Origin of the sequence: Stenotrophomonas sp. DR822 (assembly GCF_019793815.1) — a bacterium.
Lineage (GTDB): Bacteria > Pseudomonadota > Gammaproteobacteria > Xanthomonadales > Xanthomonadaceae > Stenotrophomonas > Stenotrophomonas indicatrix.
Window position 1 is genome coordinate 1,508,083 of sequence record NZ_CP081826.1, and the last position, 18,852, is coordinate 1,526,934.

The following is an 18,852-nucleotide window of genomic DNA, read 5'->3' on the forward strand; positions in this document are numbered from 1 at the left end:
ATGAGCGCACGCCGCTCGTTGCTTGCTGTTTCCCTTGCCCTGTTGGCCTCCAGTGCATCCGCTGGCGAACCGCAGCAGGTCGCAGCACGCCTGCTCGATCACCTGCAGGCAGGGCGCACCGCCGATGCCGAGTCCATGCTGACACCGCAGATGGCCGCGGCCGTGCCTGCCGACAAGCTGCAGGGCCTGTGGCGGTCGCTGGGTGAACTGAAGCAGCGCGGCCCGGCGCACAGCAGCGAGCAGCAGGGCATGCACCTGGTGGAAGTACCGTTGCAGTTCGCCAGTGGCGCGGTGATCGCGCAGGTGGCGGTGAACGGGCAGGACAAAGTAGCGGGCCTGCTGCTGCGCCCGGCCCCGGCCGCCAAGGCACCGCCACCGCCGGCCGACGCGGACTACAGCGAGGCCGATTTCAGCGTGCCACAGGCACGCGGTGCGCTGCCCGGCACATTGTCCCTGCCCAAGGGCAAAGGACCGTTCCCGGCCGTAGTGCTGGTGCACGGCTCCGGCCCACAGGATCGCGACGAAACCATCGGTGGCAACCGCCCGTTCCTGGACATCGCCCGCGGCTTGGCCGCCCAGGGCATCGCCGTGCTGCGCTACGACAAGCGCACCCATGCCCGTCCCCAGGACTTCCAGAGCGGCAGCTTCAACGTTGATGACGAGACCGCCGACGATGCCATCGCAGCGTTGAGCGCGTTGGCGGCGGACCCACGCATCGACGGCAAGCGGATCTTCGTGCTCGGCCACAGCCAGGGCGGCATGCTCGCCCCGCGCATCGCCAGCCGCTGGCCACAGGCGCGCGGCGCGATCCTGTGGGCCGCGCCGGCGCGCACATTGCTTGAACTGCTGCCGGAGCAGAACCGCTACCTGCTGTCGCTGGACGGCTCGATCAGCGCCCCGGAACAAGCGTTCCTGGACAAGCTCGACGCGCAGATCGCCGCGGCCCGCAGCGAAACTCTTGTGCCAGCCAGCGAACTGCCACTGGGCGTGCCGCAGACGTTCTGGAAAAGCATCGAAGCGGTGAACGCACGCGGCGACGCGGTGGCGCTGAAAAAGCCACTGCTGATGCTGCACGGGGGCCGTGACTTCCAGGTACCGGAAACGGATTGGGCACTGTGGAAAAAAGCCCTGGCCGATCGCCGGGACGTGCAATGGAAGGCCTACCCTGCCCTCAACCACATCGGCATCGCCGGCAGCGGCCCCAGTTCATTGAAGGAATACGCGCAACCGGGCCACGTCGATGGGCAGCTGATCGATGACGTTGCGCGTTGGCTGGAGGCGCAGCGATGAGCGGCAGTGATGCACGCCCCTTCGAGGTTGCCGAGAGTTCTTCGCTGCGGGTGCTGTGGGTGCTGCTGCCATTGCTGGCGGTACTGGGCGTGGGCATGTGGGCACAGCTGCACGACAATCGCAGCGAGGCTCCCTGGATGGAGGTCACCCTGTCGCCGCCGTTCTTCCTGATGGGCGGCAGCGCGGCATGGAGCCTGGCGGTGATCGTGCTGATGGGCATCGGCCTGGGCTGGGCGTTCTTCCGTCGCCGGGTGGAGCTGGCAGGCAACGTGCTGGACGTGCGTTCGACGTTGTACCGTCGCCGCACGCCGGTGGCCGACCTGCTGCTGGACCAGGCCGAGGTGGTCGACCTGAGCCGTGATCGCCGCTATGGCATCCGTTTCAAGACCAACGGCTACAGCATGCCCGGCTTCTACTCCGGACACTTCCGCCTGCAGAGCGGCGGCAAGGGCTTTGCCCTGGTCACCGACCGCGCACGCACGCTGGCGATTCCGGTGCGCGGCGGCAGCACCCTGCTGCTCAGCCTGGAGCGCCCGCAGGCCCTGCTCGAGGCGCTGCGCAAGGTGGCCGCCACAGCGCCACGGCAGTAAGCTGGATCGATGCACCGTAGCACTCCGCTGATGATCAACACCGAGACCGTCGAACTGTGGCCTGCGCCACTGCTGCGCGCGCGCAGCAATCTCGACGCCCGCCTGCTGGCCCGCGCGCAATGGGTACTGCGGCGCAAGCGCGATGGCCGCTACCTGGCGGCAGTACTGGCGCACGGTGTGCACTCGCTGGTGCCGCGCCTGCCACGCGAGCCCGGCGTGGAGGAAGCGCTGGCCCTGCTGGATGGCGCACGGTCACGACCGTTCGGCGCTGCACTGGAAGACCAGTGGCTGCCGCTGGTTGGCCTGCAGCAGCGCCTGCAGCAGCTGGGCCTGGATGCACAGCGCTATGCGCACGACAGCGGGCTGGCACTGGAAGCCGAGCCGTCCGTGCTGCACTTGGCCGGACGTGATCGCTTCGCCCGCCCGTTGTGGCTGCGCCGCGGTGCCGCGCAGGGCTGGCGACGGATGCGCCTGCATGCCGCCCGGGATGGAATTGCACTGGACGCGATCTCCGGCTTCCGCAGCCATGCGTATCAGCTCGGCATTTTCGAACGCAAGCTGGCGCGCGGGCAGAGCGTGCCGCAGATCCTGACGGTCAATGCCGCCCCTGGTTTCAGCGAACACCACAGTGGTCACGCGCTGGACATCGGCACACCGGGGGATGCGCCGGCAGAGGAAACCTTCGAGGCGACGGCTGCGTTTGCGTGGCTGCAGGCCAATGCCGCGGCGCACGGGTTCCATCTGAGCTATCCGCGCGACAACCCGCATGGGATCGTCTACGAACCGTGGCACTGGTGCTGGAAACCGGCCAACGGCTGAGCCGCTCGTGGCGGCTGCAAGGCGAAATCCCTGGAGCTGCCCGGGCGGATTTCGCATGCGTCCACTACGGGATGGCAAAGACAAAAGCCGGTCGCTTCGCTCGAAGCCTCCATGACGGGTCAGCGCGCGGCTGTTGGGTCCGCCTTCAAGCGAGCCGAGCACCGCAGGCCCGGCTAGGGCGAAGAGGTGCGGGTGTCTGAGCGCAGCGAGTTCCCGCACCGTCCCTCGACGGGCCGAGGAGCGCAGGGCATCGGTGCGCCGCACCGGCTCGCGGCCGGCGGCGCGTTTCTTTTGGTTACTTTTCTTTTCGCGCGAAAAGAAAAGTAACGCCCATGAACGCTGCAGATCGCATCAGCACGGATTGAAGCGACAATTTCGACGCAGTCACCGCCGCAGCGCGTTGATCGCCAGCAGTACCCACCCGGCCATCAGCGTGGTGCCACCTACCGGCGCCAGCCGGGTCGGCCACTGCCACAGCGCACCGCCCACCAGGCTGCCGGAGAACAGCAGCACGCCCAGCAGCAGCACGTACAACGACAGATGCGCGATCGCGCCCTGCGCGCGCGGGCCGAGGGCGGTCAGTACCGCTCCGTGGGCAAAGGCGTACAACGCCGCCATGTTCAGGTGCTGCTGCGCCAGCGGATCGGACACGCCATGCGCGGCATAGGCCGAGAGGCCGATCGAGGCGGCTGCCAGCAGCGCCCCCAGGCAGGCCAGCAACGACGGTTTACGCGCGCGTCGTTCGGAATTGAACATGACAGCTCCTTGCGCAATGCCCGACACCGGGCTCGGGATGAAAAAAAACGCGCCGCAGGAAGCGGCGCGTTTTCGTGTCCAGCACTACATGGGTCAGCCGAGGCTTACTTGACGGCCCAGTAGATGTCGTACGTCGCTTCCGGGGTGAACGACTTGTCCACGCCGTCCTTCCAGGTTTCGTACGGACGGTCGATCACTTCGTTGCCCGAGGTCACGGCCCAGGCGCGCAGGGCGCTGCGGGCAACGTCCAGGCCTGCCATGTGACCGGTGTAGGCCGCATGCGCCGAACGGTGCGGAGCAACGCGGACGTACTTGACCGGAGCGCCACCGTCGATCTTGACGGTCAGCTGTTCGGCCGGCACGCCTTCGGCACCCTTCTTCTTCACCGGCTGGGCGATGTCGAAGGCGTACTTCTCAGCACCGAAATCGGTGGTGATGATACGCAGCGGACCGGCGGCTTCCAGGCCATTGGCCTCGATCACGCGCTTGATCCACTCCTGGTTGTCCTTGATGGACTTGGTGATGGAATCCTGGCCACGGTCGACATTACCGGCGGTGACGACCAGCAGGTCTTCGGCCGGGACATCGACGATGCCCAGATCGGTCAGCGGGGCTTCGGAGGTGCGGTAGTCGACATTCGGCACGGTGGCCAGCATGTTCGCCAGGCGCGACAGGCCCATCTTGATGTCATCGCCGATCTGGCGGCTGACATACAGGCCTGCGTAGCGGCCGAACAGGTCGAAGCCATACTTCACCGAGTAGTCCTGGGTGATCTTGACGTTGCGACCGCCCTTGCCGGTCGGCTCCAGGGTGAAGGTGGTGACCTTGTCGTGACCCTTGGAGGCATCGTCGACGGCGATCACAACACGCTTGTTCTCTTCGGCTTCGGTCACCTTCCAGGAACCGGTGCCCAGGTCCTTGGAGGTGTAGTCGAGAGTGGCACCGACGCCCGAGGCCGGGCCGGACAGCTTCAGTTCAACGGCGGGATCGCGCAGTACCAGCGGGTTCCAGTCCTTGAAGCGGCGCAGACTGCTGACCGTGTCGTACACGATCGTCATCTTGCGGTTGGTCTCGATGCTTTCGGTGATGTGACGCTCGCCCGGCAGACAGACGCCAATGATGACGAACAGGCCAGCCACGATCCCCAAGGCGATCAGGAACTCGATAATACGGGTCATTCAGAGAGTCTCCGGGGCCGATCCCACGGCCGGGTTGATTGAAGCGAAGCGCCAATCCTAGCAGGCTTCGCGGGCATTGGTTATCGGGATTGGCGCACCGGTTTCCGTGCCGGCTGCGCATTTGTATGCACAAAGAATTCGAAGGGTAACGCATCCGCGTACCCGGCATGTAGGGGGCAAGTGGGGGGCAACCCTGAATCCGGGCCCAGGCTGCGTGCCAAGTCTTTGTCGCTAAAGGATTTTCCTCACACCAACTGGAGTTCAAACGCTTTCAGGACTGCACGCGTACGGTCACGTACGCCCAGTTTGGAAAGGATGTTGGACACATGGTTCTTGATCGTGCCCTCGGCGACCCCCAGCGAATTGGCGATCTCCTTGTTGGAGAAACCGCTGGCCATCAGCCGCAGGATCTCGGTCTCACGGTCGGTCAGCGGGTCGGGCCGGTCCAGGCTGACGAAGTCGTTGCGCATGTGCTCCAGCCCGGACAGCAGCCGCTGGGTCACCGCCGGCTGCACCAGTGAACCGCCATCGGCCACCGTGCGGATCGCCCCGACCAGCTGCGCCAGGGTCACGTCCTTGAGCAGGTAGCCCTTGGCACCGGCCTTGAGCCCGGCCAGCACCAGCTGGTCATCGTCGAAGGTGGTCAGGATGATGGTCGGCGGCAGCTGTTCCTGCCGTGACAGCACCTGCAGCGCCTCCAGCCCGGACATCACCGGCATGCGCATGTCCATCAGGACCACGTCCGGGCGGATCTGCGGGATCAGCTCGACCGCCTGGCGGCCATCGGCGGCCTCGGCCACCACTTCGATGCCGTCGTCGAGCGCCAGCAGCGAGCGGATCCCCTGCCGCACCAGGGTTTGGTCGTCGACCAGGCAGACGCGAATCATCAACGCACTCCTTCAGGAACCTGGGTAAGGGCTGCCAGCACCGTTGCCGGTACCGTCGCCCGCAGCCGGAAGCCTTCGCCGGGGCGGGTCTCCACCTGCAGCTGGCCTCCACATTGTTGCAGGCGTTCGCGCATGCCGCGCAAACCATTGCCCACATTGACCGTTTCCGCCCCGACGCCATCGTCGCGGGCCTCCACCACCACCTGGTCCGGGACCTCACGGTACACCCGCAGCCACAGGTGGCGGGCGCCGGCATGGCGCACCGTGTTGGTGATGATCTCCTGGGTGCAGCGCAGCAGCACGTGGGCCCGCTGCGGGTCTTCCACGTTCAGCGGCTCCTCGATCTCCAGCTGGATGTCCAGCGACGGCACGTGCTCGGTGAGCGGACGCAGCGCAGCGGCCAGGTCGATGGCGCCGGTTTCGCGCAGCTGGCTGACCACCTCGCGCACGTTGCCCAGCAGCAGCTTGGCCAGGGCATGCGAGCGCTTCACGTGCTCCAGCGCCTGCCCTTCGGCGAGGTGGCCGGCCACTTCCAGATTCAGGGTCAACGCGGTCAGCTGGTGGCCCAGCAGGTCATGCAGTTCGCGCGAAATGCGGGTGCGCTCGTTCACCCGCGCGCTTTCGGCCAGCAGCGCACGGGTGGCGCGCAGCTCTGCATTCAACCGTCGCTGCTCCTCGCGGGCCTCGGCCTGGCGGCGGGCGACCAGCGCGATCACGAACACGAAGCTGGAAAAACCCATGTAGCCGACGGCCTGCAGCACGGCGATGACCGGCGGGAAGCCCAGCGGCTGGATGTAGACCGGCAGCACCGCCAGGTTGCTGGCCACCAGCCACACCACCCCGATGCGCGGGCCCAGCAGCCATGGCAGCAGGCCTGCCACCACCATCAGCAGGATGCTGCCCAGTGCGGTGCCGGAGAAGTAGCTCACGCCGATCGCGCAGGCCGTCAGCAGGATCAGCGCGGCATGGTCGAAGAAGCCGGGCCGGCTTTCGCCCAGCGAGCGCGTCAGCACCCAGTACACGAAGCCGAAGGCCAGGTAGGCCGAGGCCCAGGGAATGATCCGGAAGCCGGCCTCGCCGTCCAGGCTTTCCAGTGTCAGCGACACCGGATCGATCAGGTAGATCGCAAGCCAAAGGCCGACGGTGCCCCAGGTGAACAACCCGGAGTAGCGCAGCATCGCATTGTGGTTGAGTCGGGCCAGCATGGCCCATCGTAGCCTGTGCGCGTCAGGGCCCAAGGGCATAAAGTCATGTTCGGTGCGGTCCCCTGTTCATGCCGCAGCCCACCCCGGGCATGCAATAATCATGCGCAGGGTCCGTACATGGGACCAACCGCGTTACCCCACGGAGTCACAATGTCGATTGTCATCCGCGACGTGCGCGAGCACGAGCTCGATTCCGTCCTGGCTTTGAACAACAATGCTGGCCTGGCCATCCTTCCCCTGGATGCCGAGCGCCTGCGCCTGTTCTATGCAACCGCTGAATATTTCCGCGTCGCCGAGCGCGACGGCAACCTGGCCGGCTTCCTGATCGGCTTCGGCAGCGACAGCCAGCACGACAGCAGCAATTTCGCCTGGTTCAAGCAGCACCTGGACACCCCCTTCTTCTATATCGACCGCATCGTGGTCGCCAGCCGCCGTCGCGGTGGTGGCGTCGGCCGTGCGTTCTATGCCGACGCCCAGAGCTTCGCCGAGCTGCGCTACCCGCAGATGACCTGCGAGGTGTTCCTGGACCACGGCGCCGATGCCGCCCTGCTGTTCCACGGCAGCTTCGGCTTCCGCGAGCTGGGCCAGAACACCATGCCGCAGGTGGACGTGCGCGCGAGCATGCTGGCCAAGGAACTGTGCAGCTTCCCGTGGGTGAATGACACCTATGGCGGCAAGCTGCCTGATGTTGCATGGGCGCGCGACCGGCAGCTGCCGGCGCAGGCACAGCGGTCGACGGGGACCTGAGCGTGGCAGTGAATTTCGATTACGAACAGGCCGGTGAACTGAAGATCGGCCAGGTGGGCATTGCCAACCTGCGCATCCGCACCCTCGATGTTGAACGCCTCGTGCAGGAAATGCAGGAGCGGGTGAGCCGTGCGCCGAAGCTGTTCGGCCGTGCAGCGGTGATCCTGGACTTCGGCGGCCTCAGCCAGGTGCCCGACGTGGCAACGGCGCAGGCGCTGGTCGATGGCCTGCGCGGTGCCGGCGTACTGCCGGTGGCACTGGCCTATGGCACCAGTGCGGTCGACCTGCTCTCGCAGCAGCTCGGCCTGCCGCTGCTGGCCAAGTTCCGCGCCCAGTACGAGCGCGCCGAGGCAGAACCTGCCCCGCCGCCGGCCCCCGCACCGGAACCGCGCCGTGCCGCGCGCGCCGAAGCGAAGGCCGCGCCGGCTCCGGCTCAGGCCACGCCGATGGGCAAGACTGCCGATGCCGCCGCGCCACAGCCGGGTCGCATGCAGCTGGGCAACGTGCGTTCGGGGCAGCAGCTGTATGCGGAAAACTGCGACCTGACCGTGATGGCCACCGTCGGCGCCGGCGCCGAGGTCATCGCCGATGGCAGCATCCATATCTACGGAACCCTGCGCGGCCGTGCGCTGGCGGGGGCCCAGGGCAACACCGCGGCACGCATTTTCTGCCGTGATTTCCATGCGGAACTGGTCGCCATTGCAGGCCACTACAAGGTACTGGACGATGTACCGGAAACCCTGCGCGGCAAGGCCGTGCAGGTGTGGCTGGAACAGGACCAGATCAAGATCGCTGCGCTGGACTGATGCAGCACCTCAAACAGAATCATCAGGAGAAGTCCTTTGGCTGAAATCATCGTAGTCACCTCCGGCAAGGGCGGCGTCGGCAAGACCACTTCCAGCGCAAGCCTGGCCTGCGGCCTGGCAAGGCGTGGCAAGAAGGTGGCGGTGATCGACTTCGACGTCGGCCTGCGCAACCTCGACCTGATCATGGGCTGCGAACGCCGCGTGGTGTACGACTTCGTGAATGTCGTGCACGGCGAAGCCACCCTCAAGCAGGCCCTGATCAAGGACAAGCGCTTCGACAACCTGTTCGTGCTGGCTGCCTCGCAGACGCGCGACAAGGATGCGCTGACCCAGGAAGGCGTGGGCAAGGTCCTGAAGGACCTGGCTGCCGACGGCTTCGATTACATCATCTGCGACTCCCCGGCCGGCATCGAGAAGGGCGCCTTCCTGGCGATGTACTTCGCCGACCGCGCCGTGGTGGTGGTGAACCCGGAAGTGTCCTCGGTACGCGACTCGGACCGCATCATCGGCCTGCTCGATTCGAAGACCCACAAGGCCGAATCCGGCCAGGACGTGCCGGCCTTCCTGCTGCTGACCCGCTACACCCCGGTGCGCGTGGAAAGCGGCGAGATGCTCAGCATCGCCGACGTCGAGGAAGTCCTTGGCCTGAAGGCGATCGGCGTGATCCCCGAATCGGGCGACGTGCTCAATGCCTCCAACAAGGGCGAGCCGGTCATCCTGGATGGCGAATCCGCTGCCGGCCAGGCCTATGACGACGCCGTCGCACGCATCCTCGGCGAAGAACGCCCGATGCGCTTCACCAACGTCGAGAAGAAGGGCTTCTTCAGCAAGCTGTTCGGAGGGTAAGCATGGGCCTGTTTGATTTCCTCAAAGCGAAGAAGACCACCGCCGAAACCGCCAAGAACCGCCTGCAGATCATCATCGCGCAGGAGCGCAGCCACCGTGGCGGTCCCGACTACCTGCCGCTGCTGCAGCGCGAGCTGCTGGAAGTGATCAAGAAGTACGTCAACATCGACGTCGATGCAGTGAAGGTGGACCTGGTCAAGGATGGCCAGCACGACGTGCTGGACATCTCCGTGGCGCTGCCTGAAGGCCCGGACAAACCCTGACCCCCTGCCCCGCCCGTGCCTGCATGGGCGGGGCTGCCTGACCCGCATGACTGATAACACGCCCGAACCGAACGTTACCCGCGTCGGCGACATCGCCTTCGCCGATGCCCAGCGCCTGCTCGCCGCGCATGAGCTGCGCCTGCATCACGTTGCGCCTGGCGAGCCGATCCCGGGCAGTTACTGGGGCGAGCCCGAGGCGGGCATCATCGCCAGCGACGTGTACGTGCGCGATGACACACCGGTGCATTCGATGCTGCACGAAGCCTGCCACCTGATCGTGCTGCCACCGGAGCGGCGCGCGCAGGTGCATACCGACGCCACCGATTCGGTACCCGAAGAAGACGCCACCTGCTACCTGCAGATCGTGCTGGCCGGGCACCTGCCCGGTGTCGGCAGTGAGCGGCTGATGGCCGACATGGATGCGTGGGGGTATACGTATCGATTGGGGTCGACGAAGGCGTGGTTTGAACAGGATGCCGAAGACGCAAAGGCGTGGCTGATCGAACGCGGCTTGCCGGTGGCATGACGCATCGGTAGCGCCGGGCCATGCCCGGCGGCATGCACATCCGCCGCCGCGACGCGGTTCGCCGGGCATGGCCCGGCGCTACCGTGGGTCACGTGGCCAGCGCGCGCAGGGTGATGCCGACCACATACGCCAGATAGGTGCCGGTGGCATAGCCCATCGTGCCCAGCAGCACGCCTACCGGCGCCAACGCTGGATGGAACGCAGCGGCCACCACCGGTGCCGAGGCCGGGCCGCCGATGTTCGACTGCGAACCGATGGCGAAGTAGAAGAACGGCACCTTCAACAGCTTGCCCAGGCACCACAGCAGCACGATGTGCACGCTGATCCAGATGATGCCGAGCAGGAACAGCCACGGGCGATCCAGCAACGCCAGCAGATCCATCTGCATGCCGATGCAGGCGATCAGGAAGTACAGCAGCAGCGAGCCCAGGCGCGAGGCGCCCGCGCCTTCCAGCGTACGTGCACGGGTGAAGCTGAGGCCCAGGCCGAGCGTGGTCGACAGCACCACCACCCACACGAACGGCGCGTCCAGGCTGAACTGCGATGCCCAGCTGACATTGACCTTGAACCAGGCTGCCAGCGGCGCGCCGATGGCGTGGGCCAGGCCGACGCCACCGAAAGCCACGGCCACGATCAGCATCAGATCGGTCAGGCTGGGAATGCGCTCGTGCTCGGCCTGGAAGCGAGCGATGCGCTCCTTCAGCTCGTCGATGGCGGAGGTATCGGCACCGCTGCGCACATCGATCTTCGCCGCGCGCCCAGCCATGAAGATCAACGCCGCCATCCACACGTAGCCAACACCCACATCGACCACCGCGAACTGGCCGAACGTGGTTGCGTTGACGTCGAACACTTCGCGCATGGCCAGCATGTTGGCACCGCCGCCGATCCAGCTGCCGGCCAGCGCCGCCATGCCGGCCCAGGTATCGCCGGCGACGGTGTCCGGATGGATGGCACGCATGACCAGGAACGCGACCACCGCACCCAGCATGATGCTGGCCGAGGCGCCCAGGTACATCAGCACCAGCTTGGGCCCCAGCCGCAGGATGCCCTTGATGTCGACCGCCAGGGTCAGCAGGATCAGCGCTGCCGGCAGCAGGATGTCGCGTGCGATCGGGTTGTACAGCTTGGTGTTCTGCCCGTCGATCAGGCCGAACGTGTTGTAGATGCCCGGCAGCAGATAGCACAGCAGCAGCGCCGGCACGAAGGTATAGAAGCGCTTCCACAGGCCCTGCTCGCGCGAAGCGGTCCAGAACACGGCGCCGAGGGTGGCGGCGATCAGGCCGAAGACGACGATGTCGTTCTGGATCAGGGCAGTCGAGGGCATGCAGGCATCCTGGTAGTGCCGGCCGCTGGCCGGCAACCCCATGTAGGTAGGTCGCAACGTGCAGTTGCCGGCCAGCGGCCGGCACTACCGGAAAGCCGGGCGCCGCCACAAGGGCGGCGCCGGTATCGCTTATTCGCCGATGTGCTGCTTCAGCCAGGCGTTGACGGTGTCATGCCACAGGATGCTGTTGTTCGGCTTCAGCACCCAGTGGTTCTCGTCCGGGAAGTACAGGAACTTCGACTCGATGCCCTGGCGCTGGGCCGCGGTGAACGCAGCCAGGCCCTGCTCGACCGGAATGCGGAAGTCCTGCTGGCCATGGATCACCAGGATCGGCTTCTTCCAGTCAGCCACGTGGTTGACCGGGTTGAACTTCTCGTAGTTCGCCGCCTTCTGGTACGGGGTACCGCCCTGCTCCCACTCGGTGAACCACAGTTCTTCGGTGGCATAGCCCATCATGCGCTGGTCGAACACACCGTCATGGTTGACCAGGCACTTGAACGGGCTGTTCCAGTTGCCGGCGATCCAGTTGACCATGAAGCCGCCGTAGCTGGCGCCCAGTGCGCAGGCCTTGTCACCGTTGAGGAAGTCGTACTTCTTCAGCGCCGCGCTCCAGCCCTTCTGCAGGTCTTCCAGCGGACGGTCACCCCAGTGCTGGCTGATCGCATCGGTGAAGGCCTGGCCGTAACCGGTGGAGCCGTGGAAGTCGATCATCACCACAGCGTAGCCCTGGCCTGCGTACGTCTGCGGGTTCCAGCGGTAGCTCCAGCCATTGCCGAAGCTGCCCTGCGGGCCGCCATGGATAAGGAACGCAACCGGGTAGGACTTGCCTTCCTGGTAGTTGTGCGGCTTGACCACATAGCCGTGCACGGTGTCGTTGTTCCAGCCCTTGAACTCGAACTGCTCGTAGTCGCCGAAGCTCACATCCTTCAGCACTTCGCCAGCGGCCGGGGTCAGTGCGCGCAGCGCGCCGATCGGCTCGCCAGCGGCCGGCAGCAGGCCGACCAGCACCTGGTCGTTGCTCTTCAGGCTGTTGCGGGTGATGGCGACACTGTTGCCGGCCACGTCGACGGCGGTGACGCTGCCATCGCCGATCAGCTTGGTGGCCTTGCCGCTGGCCACGTCGATCTGGAACAGCGGGTGTTCGCCGAGGTCGTCGGCAGTGGTGTAGATGCTGGCGCCGTCGGCGGACAGGGTGATGCCGCCGGCAGAACGGTCCCACTGCGGCGCGATCTCGCGCGTCTTGCCGCTGGCCAGGTCCATCGCCATCAGGCCGAAGCGGTCCGCCTCGAAGCCCGGGCGCTTCATCGCGCGGTAGAACAGGGTCTTGCCGTCGCCGCTGAACACCGGGCCGGCATCCCAGGCCGGGTTGGACGCGGTCAGGTTGACCGGCGCCTGCTTGCCCGCAGCATCGAAGCGGTACAGGTCGAAGTTGGTCGACCACGGCTCCTGCTTGCCGGCCACGCGGATGCTGGCGACCACGCTGCTGCCATCCGGCGACCAGGCGAAATCGTCATTGCCACCGAACGGCTTGGACGGAGCGTCGCCGTCGATGGTCGCGCTCAGCGCCGAAGCGCCCTTGACCGCACCGGCCTTGGCTGCCGGCAACGGGGCGACGAACAGGGTGTTGCGGCGGCCGTCGTTCCAGGTATCCCAGTGGCGCACGAACAGCGAATCGAAGACCTTGCCGCTGGCCTTGGCGCCTTCCACGTCCTTCAGCTTCTTTTCGGTGCAGGCCAGGTCCGAGGCACAGGCCTGGAACACGCCGGCGCTGAACAGCACGCGGTCGTCCTGCGGCGACACGTGGTAGCTGTCCACGTCCACCGGGAAGTCGGTCAGCTGGCGCGGGGCGCCGCCACTGATCGGCTGTGCGTACAGCTGCTGGCTGCCGTTCCTGGCGCTGAGGAAGTACACGGTCTGGCCATCGGCCGACAGCGATGCGGAGTTGACGTTCCAGCCAGCCGGCGTGATCTGCTTCGGCGGTGCCGCGTCGCGGGTGCGCAGGTTGCGCGCGAACAGTGCGGTGCTGGCCTTGAGGTTGGCATCGGTGCTGCGCTTGGCGAACACCACGGTGCCGCCGTCGGCGGTCAATACCGGCGCGGAGACGCGGTCCATGGCCACCATGTCGCGGACTTCCAGGCCACGGGCAGCGGCGACGCTGGGCAGGGCAGCCAGCAGGCTCAGTGGCAGCAGGGCATGACGCAGTTTCATCGGGGTCTCCGCAGGACGGCAAAAAACCGATGGTAGGCCTGCGCGGCCGGGCCTGCCAAGGCCATCGGTCATGGCCGTGGCTGAGCTGCCACCAGAAAGAGCAAACCGCGCCGTAGCGCGGTTTGCTGGGGACACCGGTAGTGCCGGCCGCTGGCCGGCAACCATGGGGCGTCACGGGTTCCAGGGTTGCCGGCCAGCGGCCGGCACTCCCCCATCCCTTACGCCACGGCGCGCTTGCCGGTGCGGTAGATCAGCCAGCCGACCAGGAACAGCACGGCCAGGCCGATCCACTGCGCGGCCGGCAGGTGGAACGGCACGGCCAGCACGTCGGCACGGCTGCTGACCACGATCGGCACGGCGATGGCGATACCCATCAGCGCCTCACCGGTGATCAGGCCGGCAGCGAACAGCACGCCCGGCTTGTGCACGCGGTCGCGGCCCTCTTCGTCATCGGCGCGCACCTTGTGGAAGCGCTCGACCAGGTAGGAGATCAGGCCACCGAGGAAGATCGGCACCATCAGTTCCAGCGGCAGGTAGATGCCGATCGCCGCGGCCAGCACCGGCACGCGGAAACGCGAGTTGCGCGACTTCAGCCAGCTGTCGAACGCGATGATGGCGGCACCGACCACGGCACCGATGCCGATGAAGGTCCACGGCAGCTCGCCACCGAACAGGCCCTTGGCCACCGACGCCATCAGATTGGCCTGCGGTGCGGCCAGCGCATTCGGGTGCAGCTCGGACTTGACGCCGATGCCGTAGGCGGTGGCCAGCAGGTTCAGCACCGGGGCCATGATCAGCGCGCACGAGAACGCGCCGATGCCCAGCATCAGCTGCTGCTTCCACGGGGTGGCACCGACGATGTAGCCGGCCTTGAGGTCCTGCAGGTTGTCGCCACCGACGGCGGCGGCACAGCACACCACCGCGCCGATCATGATCGCGGCCACCGCACCCAGCGGCGCACCGAAGGCACCGACCGGCTGCAGGCCATCCTTGCCCAGCAGCAGCACCAGCACCGCCGAAGCGAACAGGATGGTGGAGATGGTGATGCCCGAGACCGGGTTGTTGGACGAACCGATCAGGCCGGCCAGGTAGGCCGACACCGAAACGAACAGGAAGCCGGCGACGATCATGATGAGGGTCATCGGGATCGACACGTGCCACTGGCCGACGATGGCCTGGTACAGCGCCAGCAGCGGCAGGGTGAACACCACCAGCGCCACCAGCATCCACTTCATCGGCAGGTCGCGCTCGGTGTGCGCCAGCACCGGGCCACCGCTCTTGCGCGCGGCCGCAAAGCCACTCTTGACGCCGTTGAGCAGCGACTTGCGCAGCGAGATCAGGGTCCAGATGCCGCCGATCAGCATCGCGCCGACACCGAGGTAGCGCATCTTCGCGCCCCAGATCGCGAACGCCGCTTCGGTGGACGAGGCGGTGGCGATCGAGGCGGCCAGCGCCGGATCGGTGTTCATGAAGAACGCCTGGTAGATCGGGATGGCGATGTGCCAGGTCAGGATCGAGCCGGACACCACCACGATGCCGACGTTGAGGCCGACGATGTACCCCACGCCCAGCAGTGCGGGCGACAGGTTGGTGCCGATGAAGGCGGTGACCTTGGAGCTGCCGACATAGGCCGAGGTGGCCCAGGCGTCCGGGATCAGGCGCATGCCGCTTTCCGCGGCCAGCTTCACGAACGCACCGATCACCGCCGACAGGCCGAGGATCTTCAGGCCCGGGCCCGGGTTCTCACCGGCCTTGAGCACTTCGGCCGCAGCCTTGCCTTCCGGGAACGGAAGCGGATCTTCGACGATCATCGAACGGCGCAGCGGCACCGAGAACAGCACGCCCAGCAGGCCACCGAGACCGGCGATGCCCAGCACCCACCAGTACTTGAAGTCCGGCCAGTAGCCCATGATCACCAGCGCGGGGATGGTGAAGATCACACCGGCGGCGATCGACGAACCGGCCGAAGCGCCGGTCTGCACGATGTTGTTCTCAAGGATCGAACCGCCCCCCAGCAGGCGCAGCACGCCCATGGAAATGACCGCGGCGGGAATCGCGGTGGCGATGGTCAGGCCTGCGAACAGACCGAGGTAGGCGTTTGCGGCCGACAGCACCACCGCCAGCACGATGGCCAGGACCACCGCGCGGAAAGTGAGCTGCTTGGGCGCAGCGTCATGGTTCATGAAAGCCCCTGCTGGCAAAAAATCCCTGTCACGCTAGCGTTCAGGGGGCAGCAAGTCCAGCGTGCCAAAGGATGGGGGTTGCAGTTGGAACACGCACGGGCCCGCATCGGCACCGCGAGCCAGCCGATGCGGCAAAGCCCGCGTGGGCACCTCGCAAACGATATGTTATAACTTTCCGTTGACCTGTACCCACCCACCGCATGTCCTCCTTCCCCTCCTCCCGGCTGGCCTCCATCGACCAGCTGCGCGGCACCGTGATGCTGCTGATGCTGCTCGACCACGTGCGCGAGACGTTCTTCCTGCAGCATCAGGTCAGCGATCCGATGGACGCGGCGACCGTGTCCCCTGCCCTGTTCGCCTGCCGCCTGCTGGCCCACCTGTGCGCGCCGGTGTTCGTGCTGCTGACCGGCCTGTCGGCCTGGCTGTACGGCCAGCGCCATGCCGATCCGCGCCGTGCCATTGCGGCGTTCCTGCTCAAGCGCGGCCTGTTCCTGGTGGTGCTGGAACTGACCCTGGTCAACCTCGCCTGGACCTTCCAGTGGCCGCCGGAGACGCTGTACCTGCAGGTGATCTGGGCGATCGGCCTGAGCATGATCGCGCTGGCCGGCCTGCTGTGGCTGCCGCGGCCGCTGCTGGCCGTTCTGGCGGTGACGCTGGTGGTCGGCCACAACCTGCTGGACGGCATACGGGTGCAGGGCGACGGCGCCCTGGCGGTGCTGTGGAAGGTGCTGCACCAGCGCGACTGGATCGAGGCTGGGCCGTTGAGCCTGCGTACCTCCTATCCCGTGCTGCCGTGGATCGGGGTGACCGCGCTGGGCTACCTGATGGCGCCGTGGTTCGCTGCCGGTAGCGACCCGCAGCAGCGCCGGCAGCGGCTGCTGTGGGCCGGGCTGGGCGCACTGGCCACCTTCGCCCTGCTGCGCTTCGCCAACGGCTATGGCGACACGCCGTGGCAGTACCAGCAGAGCACGCTGCGCACGTGGATGAGCGTGTTCAACCTCACCAAGTACCCGCCCTCGCTGCAGTTCCTGCTGCTGACCCTGGGCGTGGGCCTGCTGCTGTTGCGGCTGTACGAGTGGCCGCCGCTGGCGCGTGCGCTGCGGCCGCTGGCCGATATCGGCGCAGCGCCGATGTTCTTCTATCTGCTGCACCTGTACGTGCTGAAGCTGCTGTACCTGGCGGCGCTGAAGACCTGGGGCCCGACCCATGGTTGCCTGTATGCCCTGGACTCGGTGGCCGGGCTGCTGCTGGTGGCCTGTGCATTGGCGGTGGTGCTGTACCCGCCGACGCGGGCGTTCGCGCGGTTCAAGGCGCGCCGACGTGACCTGGCCTGGCTGCGATACCTGTGAACGGTAGCGCCGGGCCATGCCCGGCGTTGCACAGGACCGCCGGGCATGGCCCGGCGCTACCCGGCGCGCGCCTGCAGTGCACGCCTATAATTCCGCGATGAATTCCACTGCTATCGCTTCCGACGACTTCCTGGGCCATCCCAAGGGCGTCTACGTCTGCTTCTTCACCGAAATGTGGGAGCGCTTCTCCTTCTACGGCATGAAGGCGCTGCTGCTGCTGTACCTCACCAAGTACCACCTGTTCGGCGACAAGGCCGGGCTTGACCTGCTCGGCGCCTACGGCGGGCTGGTGTACTGCATCCCGGTGTTCGGCGGCATGTTGGCCGATCGCTGGCTGGGCATGCGCCGGGCAGTGCTGTTCGGCGGCATCCTGCTGGTGCTCGGCCACCTTGGCATGGCCTTCGAGGGCCACGCCGCATACCGGGTCAACGGCGAAGTAGTGCGCGACACCTCGGCACTGGCCGTGACCTACCTGTCGCTGGCGCTGATCATCATGGGCGTCGGCTTCCTCAAGCCGAACATCTCCACCATCGTCGGCAAGCTCTATCCGCAGGACGATCCGCGCCGCGATTCGGGCTTCTCGCTGTTCTATGCCGGCATCAACCTGGGCGCCCTGTTCTCTTCGCTGGTGTGCGGTTTCCTGGGCGAGGTCTACGGCTGGAAGTACGGCTTCGGTGCGGCCGGCATCGGCATGCTGGCCGGCCTGGCGATGTTCCTGTGGGGCCAGAAATACCTGCAGGGCCACGCCGAGCCGCCGCAACCGGCGACCTTGAAGCAGAAGGTGCTGGGCCTGCCGCGCGAATGGCTGATCTACCTGTGCGCGGTGATCGGCGTGCTGCCGGTGGCCTGGCTGATGTGGGCGGCCGGCAACGGTGCCTTCGCGCTTGGCGGTGAAATCAGCCTGGCACTGATGCTGATGCTGGTGGTGCTGGGCGGTGTGCTGGTCTGGTTCGCCTGGTTCACCGGCACCCAATGCACGCCGGTGCAGCGCCAGCAGATGGTCGCGCTGATGGTGCTGATCTTCATGGCGCTGGTGTTCTTCACGATGTACGAGCAGTCGTATGGTTCGTGGGTGACCTTCACCGACCGCCTGCTGACCAAGGACATCGTGCCGGCGCTGGTGATCCGCGAAGGCTCACCGCTGCCGTGGTCGATCCTCTCGCTGCTGCTGGCGCCGCTGGGCTTCGTGGTCAGCGCGCGCCTGTCCGAGCGTCGCCCCGGCTCGCCCGCGCCGCGCACGTTCTTCATCGCCATCGTTGCGCTGATGCTGGTGCTGCTGGTGCGCGACTGCCTGGTGATCCCGCAGACCGCCGGTTCGCTGACCTACCTCGGCGGCCTGTTCCTGGTGCTGCTGGCGCCGGCCTTCGCCGCGTTGTGGACCTGGATGGACCGCCGCGGCTGGGAACCGGGCAAGCCGGTGAAGTCGGCCTGGGGCCTGGTGATCGGTGCGTTGTCGTTCGTACCGCTGGCGCTGGCCGCGCAGCACGTTGGTGCCACCGGCGAGATGGCCAGCGTGTGGTGGCTGGTGCTGGCCTACTTCCTGCTGGCCAGCGGCGAGATGTGCCTGTCGCCGGTCGGCCTGTCGGCGGTCACCCAGCTGGCGGTGCCCCGGGTGATGAGCCTGATGATGGGCACCTGGTTCCTGGCGACGGCCTTCTCCGAAACGCTGGCCGCGCTGTTCGGCAAGCTGGCGGCGATCGACGTGCCTGAAGGCGAAACGCTGGACATGGCCGCGGCGGCCGGTGCCTATGCGCACCTGTTCTGGCTGCTGATGTGGATCGGCCTGGGCTGCGCGTTGCTGGCCTTCATCGCTGCGCCGCTGTTGAAGCGGATGATGCATGGGGTGAAGTAACGCCCGGCGGCAGGATGCTG

Annotated in this window: 17 protein-coding genes; 10 read left to right on the top strand and 7 right to left on the bottom strand. The window is 66.7% G+C overall.

From position 1 onward, the window contains the following. The 3 genes from K5K93_RS06965 to K5K93_RS06975 are packed head-to-tail and all read left to right on the top strand — an operon-like array spanning position 1 to position 2,699. Entirely contained in the window at positions 1-1,290 is a 1,290-nt protein-coding gene (locus K5K93_RS06965; protein ID WP_222390316.1) for an alpha/beta fold hydrolase, read from the top strand. Further along, positions 1,287-1,880: a PH domain-containing protein gene (locus K5K93_RS06970; protein WP_222390319.1), complete on the top strand. Its 594-nt coding sequence runs from the start codon at positions 1,287-1,289 to the stop codon at positions 1,878-1,880. Before K5K93_RS06965 ends, K5K93_RS06970 begins: the two co-directional genes overlap by 4 nt. Before the next feature lie 9 nt (positions 1,881-1,889). Next, a complete protein-coding gene (locus tag K5K93_RS06975; protein WP_222390322.1) occupies positions 1,890-2,699 on the top strand; it encodes a M15 family metallopeptidase in 810 nt (269 codons plus the stop codon). 384 nt (positions 2,700-3,083) lie between these two features. Here K5K93_RS06975 and K5K93_RS06980 read toward each other — a convergent pair whose 3' ends face one another. From K5K93_RS06980 to K5K93_RS06995, 4 genes are all read right to left on the bottom strand, one after another. Continuing rightward, complete coding sequence (locus K5K93_RS06980; protein ID WP_222390325.1) at positions 3,084-3,455, bottom strand: DUF423 domain-containing protein; 372 nt, start codon at positions 3,453-3,455, stop codon at positions 3,084-3,086. A gap of 104 nt (positions 3,456-3,559) precedes the next feature. Further along, entirely contained in the window at positions 3,560-4,633 is a 1,074-nt protein-coding gene (locus K5K93_RS06985; RefSeq protein ID WP_049467700.1) for an SRPBCC family protein, read from the bottom strand. A 245-nt stretch (positions 4,634-4,878) separates the two neighbouring features. Next, complete coding sequence (locus tag K5K93_RS06990; protein WP_025873873.1) at positions 4,879-5,520, bottom strand: response regulator transcription factor; 642 nt, start codon at positions 5,518-5,520, stop codon at positions 4,879-4,881. Continuing rightward, a complete protein-coding gene (locus K5K93_RS06995; RefSeq protein ID WP_025873874.1) occupies positions 5,520-6,725 on the bottom strand; it encodes a sensor histidine kinase in 1,206 nt (401 codons plus the stop codon). Before K5K93_RS06995 ends, K5K93_RS06990 begins: the two co-directional genes overlap by 1 nt. A gap of 150 nt (positions 6,726-6,875) precedes the next feature. On the opposite strand from K5K93_RS06995, the gene K5K93_RS07000 reads away from it, so the two are divergent. The 5 genes from K5K93_RS07000 to K5K93_RS07020 are packed head-to-tail and all read left to right on the top strand — an operon-like array spanning position 6,876 to position 9,913. Further along, positions 6,876-7,472, top strand: coding sequence for a GNAT family N-acetyltransferase (locus K5K93_RS07000; RefSeq protein WP_093817630.1), 597 nt, complete (start codon positions 6,876-6,878; stop codon positions 7,470-7,472). Then, a complete protein-coding gene (gene minC / locus K5K93_RS07005; RefSeq protein ID WP_093817629.1) occupies positions 7,418-8,278 on the top strand; it encodes a septum site-determining protein MinC in 861 nt (286 codons plus the stop codon). The genes K5K93_RS07000 and minC overlap by 55 nt, the downstream gene beginning before the upstream one ends. A 36-nt stretch (positions 8,279-8,314) precedes the next feature. After that, positions 8,315-9,124, top strand: a complete 810-nt coding sequence (gene minD / locus K5K93_RS07010) for a septum site-determining protein MinD (protein ID WP_025873877.1) — start codon at positions 8,315-8,317, stop codon at positions 9,122-9,124. A 2-nt stretch (positions 9,125-9,126) separates the two neighbouring features. Further along, complete coding sequence (gene minE, locus K5K93_RS07015) at positions 9,127-9,387, top strand: cell division topological specificity factor MinE (protein ID WP_005408532.1); 261 nt, start codon at positions 9,127-9,129, stop codon at positions 9,385-9,387. A gap of 46 nt (positions 9,388-9,433) precedes the next feature. Further along, complete coding sequence (locus K5K93_RS07020) at positions 9,434-9,913, top strand: hypothetical protein (protein WP_093817628.1); 480 nt, start codon at positions 9,434-9,436, stop codon at positions 9,911-9,913. Between the two features lie 88 nt (positions 9,914-10,001). Here the strand turns inward: K5K93_RS07020 and K5K93_RS07025 are convergent, their stop codons facing one another. The 3 genes from K5K93_RS07025 to K5K93_RS07035 all read right to left on the bottom strand — a co-directional run bounded on the left by K5K93_RS07025 (position 10,002) and on the right by K5K93_RS07035 (position 15,631). Further along, on the bottom strand, positions 10,002-11,240 hold the full coding sequence (locus tag K5K93_RS07025) for a DUF819 family protein (RefSeq protein ID WP_093817627.1): 1,239 nt from the start codon (positions 11,238-11,240) through the stop codon (positions 10,002-10,004). A gap of 129 nt (positions 11,241-11,369) precedes the next feature. Then, positions 11,370-13,448 (bottom strand): S9 family peptidase, encoded by a 2,079-nt coding sequence (locus K5K93_RS07030; protein ID WP_222390328.1) that lies wholly within the window; start codon positions 13,446-13,448, stop codon positions 11,370-11,372. A gap of 218 nt (positions 13,449-13,666) precedes the next feature. Further along, positions 13,667-15,631, bottom strand: a complete 1,965-nt coding sequence (locus K5K93_RS07035; RefSeq protein WP_025873881.1) for an oligopeptide transporter, OPT family — start codon at positions 15,629-15,631, stop codon at positions 13,667-13,669. A gap of 200 nt (positions 15,632-15,831) precedes the next feature. Here K5K93_RS07035 and K5K93_RS07040 point away from each other — a divergent pair, with 200 nt between their 5' ends. Then, positions 15,832-16,980, top strand: a complete 1,149-nt coding sequence (locus K5K93_RS07040; protein ID WP_222390331.1) for a heparan-alpha-glucosaminide N-acetyltransferase domain-containing protein — start codon at positions 15,832-15,834, stop codon at positions 16,978-16,980. 97 nt (positions 16,981-17,077) lie between these two features. After that, complete coding sequence (locus K5K93_RS07045; RefSeq protein WP_222390334.1) at positions 17,078-18,832, top strand: oligopeptide:H+ symporter; 1,755 nt, start codon at positions 17,078-17,080, stop codon at positions 18,830-18,832. Positions 18,833-18,852 lie beyond the last annotated feature (20 nt).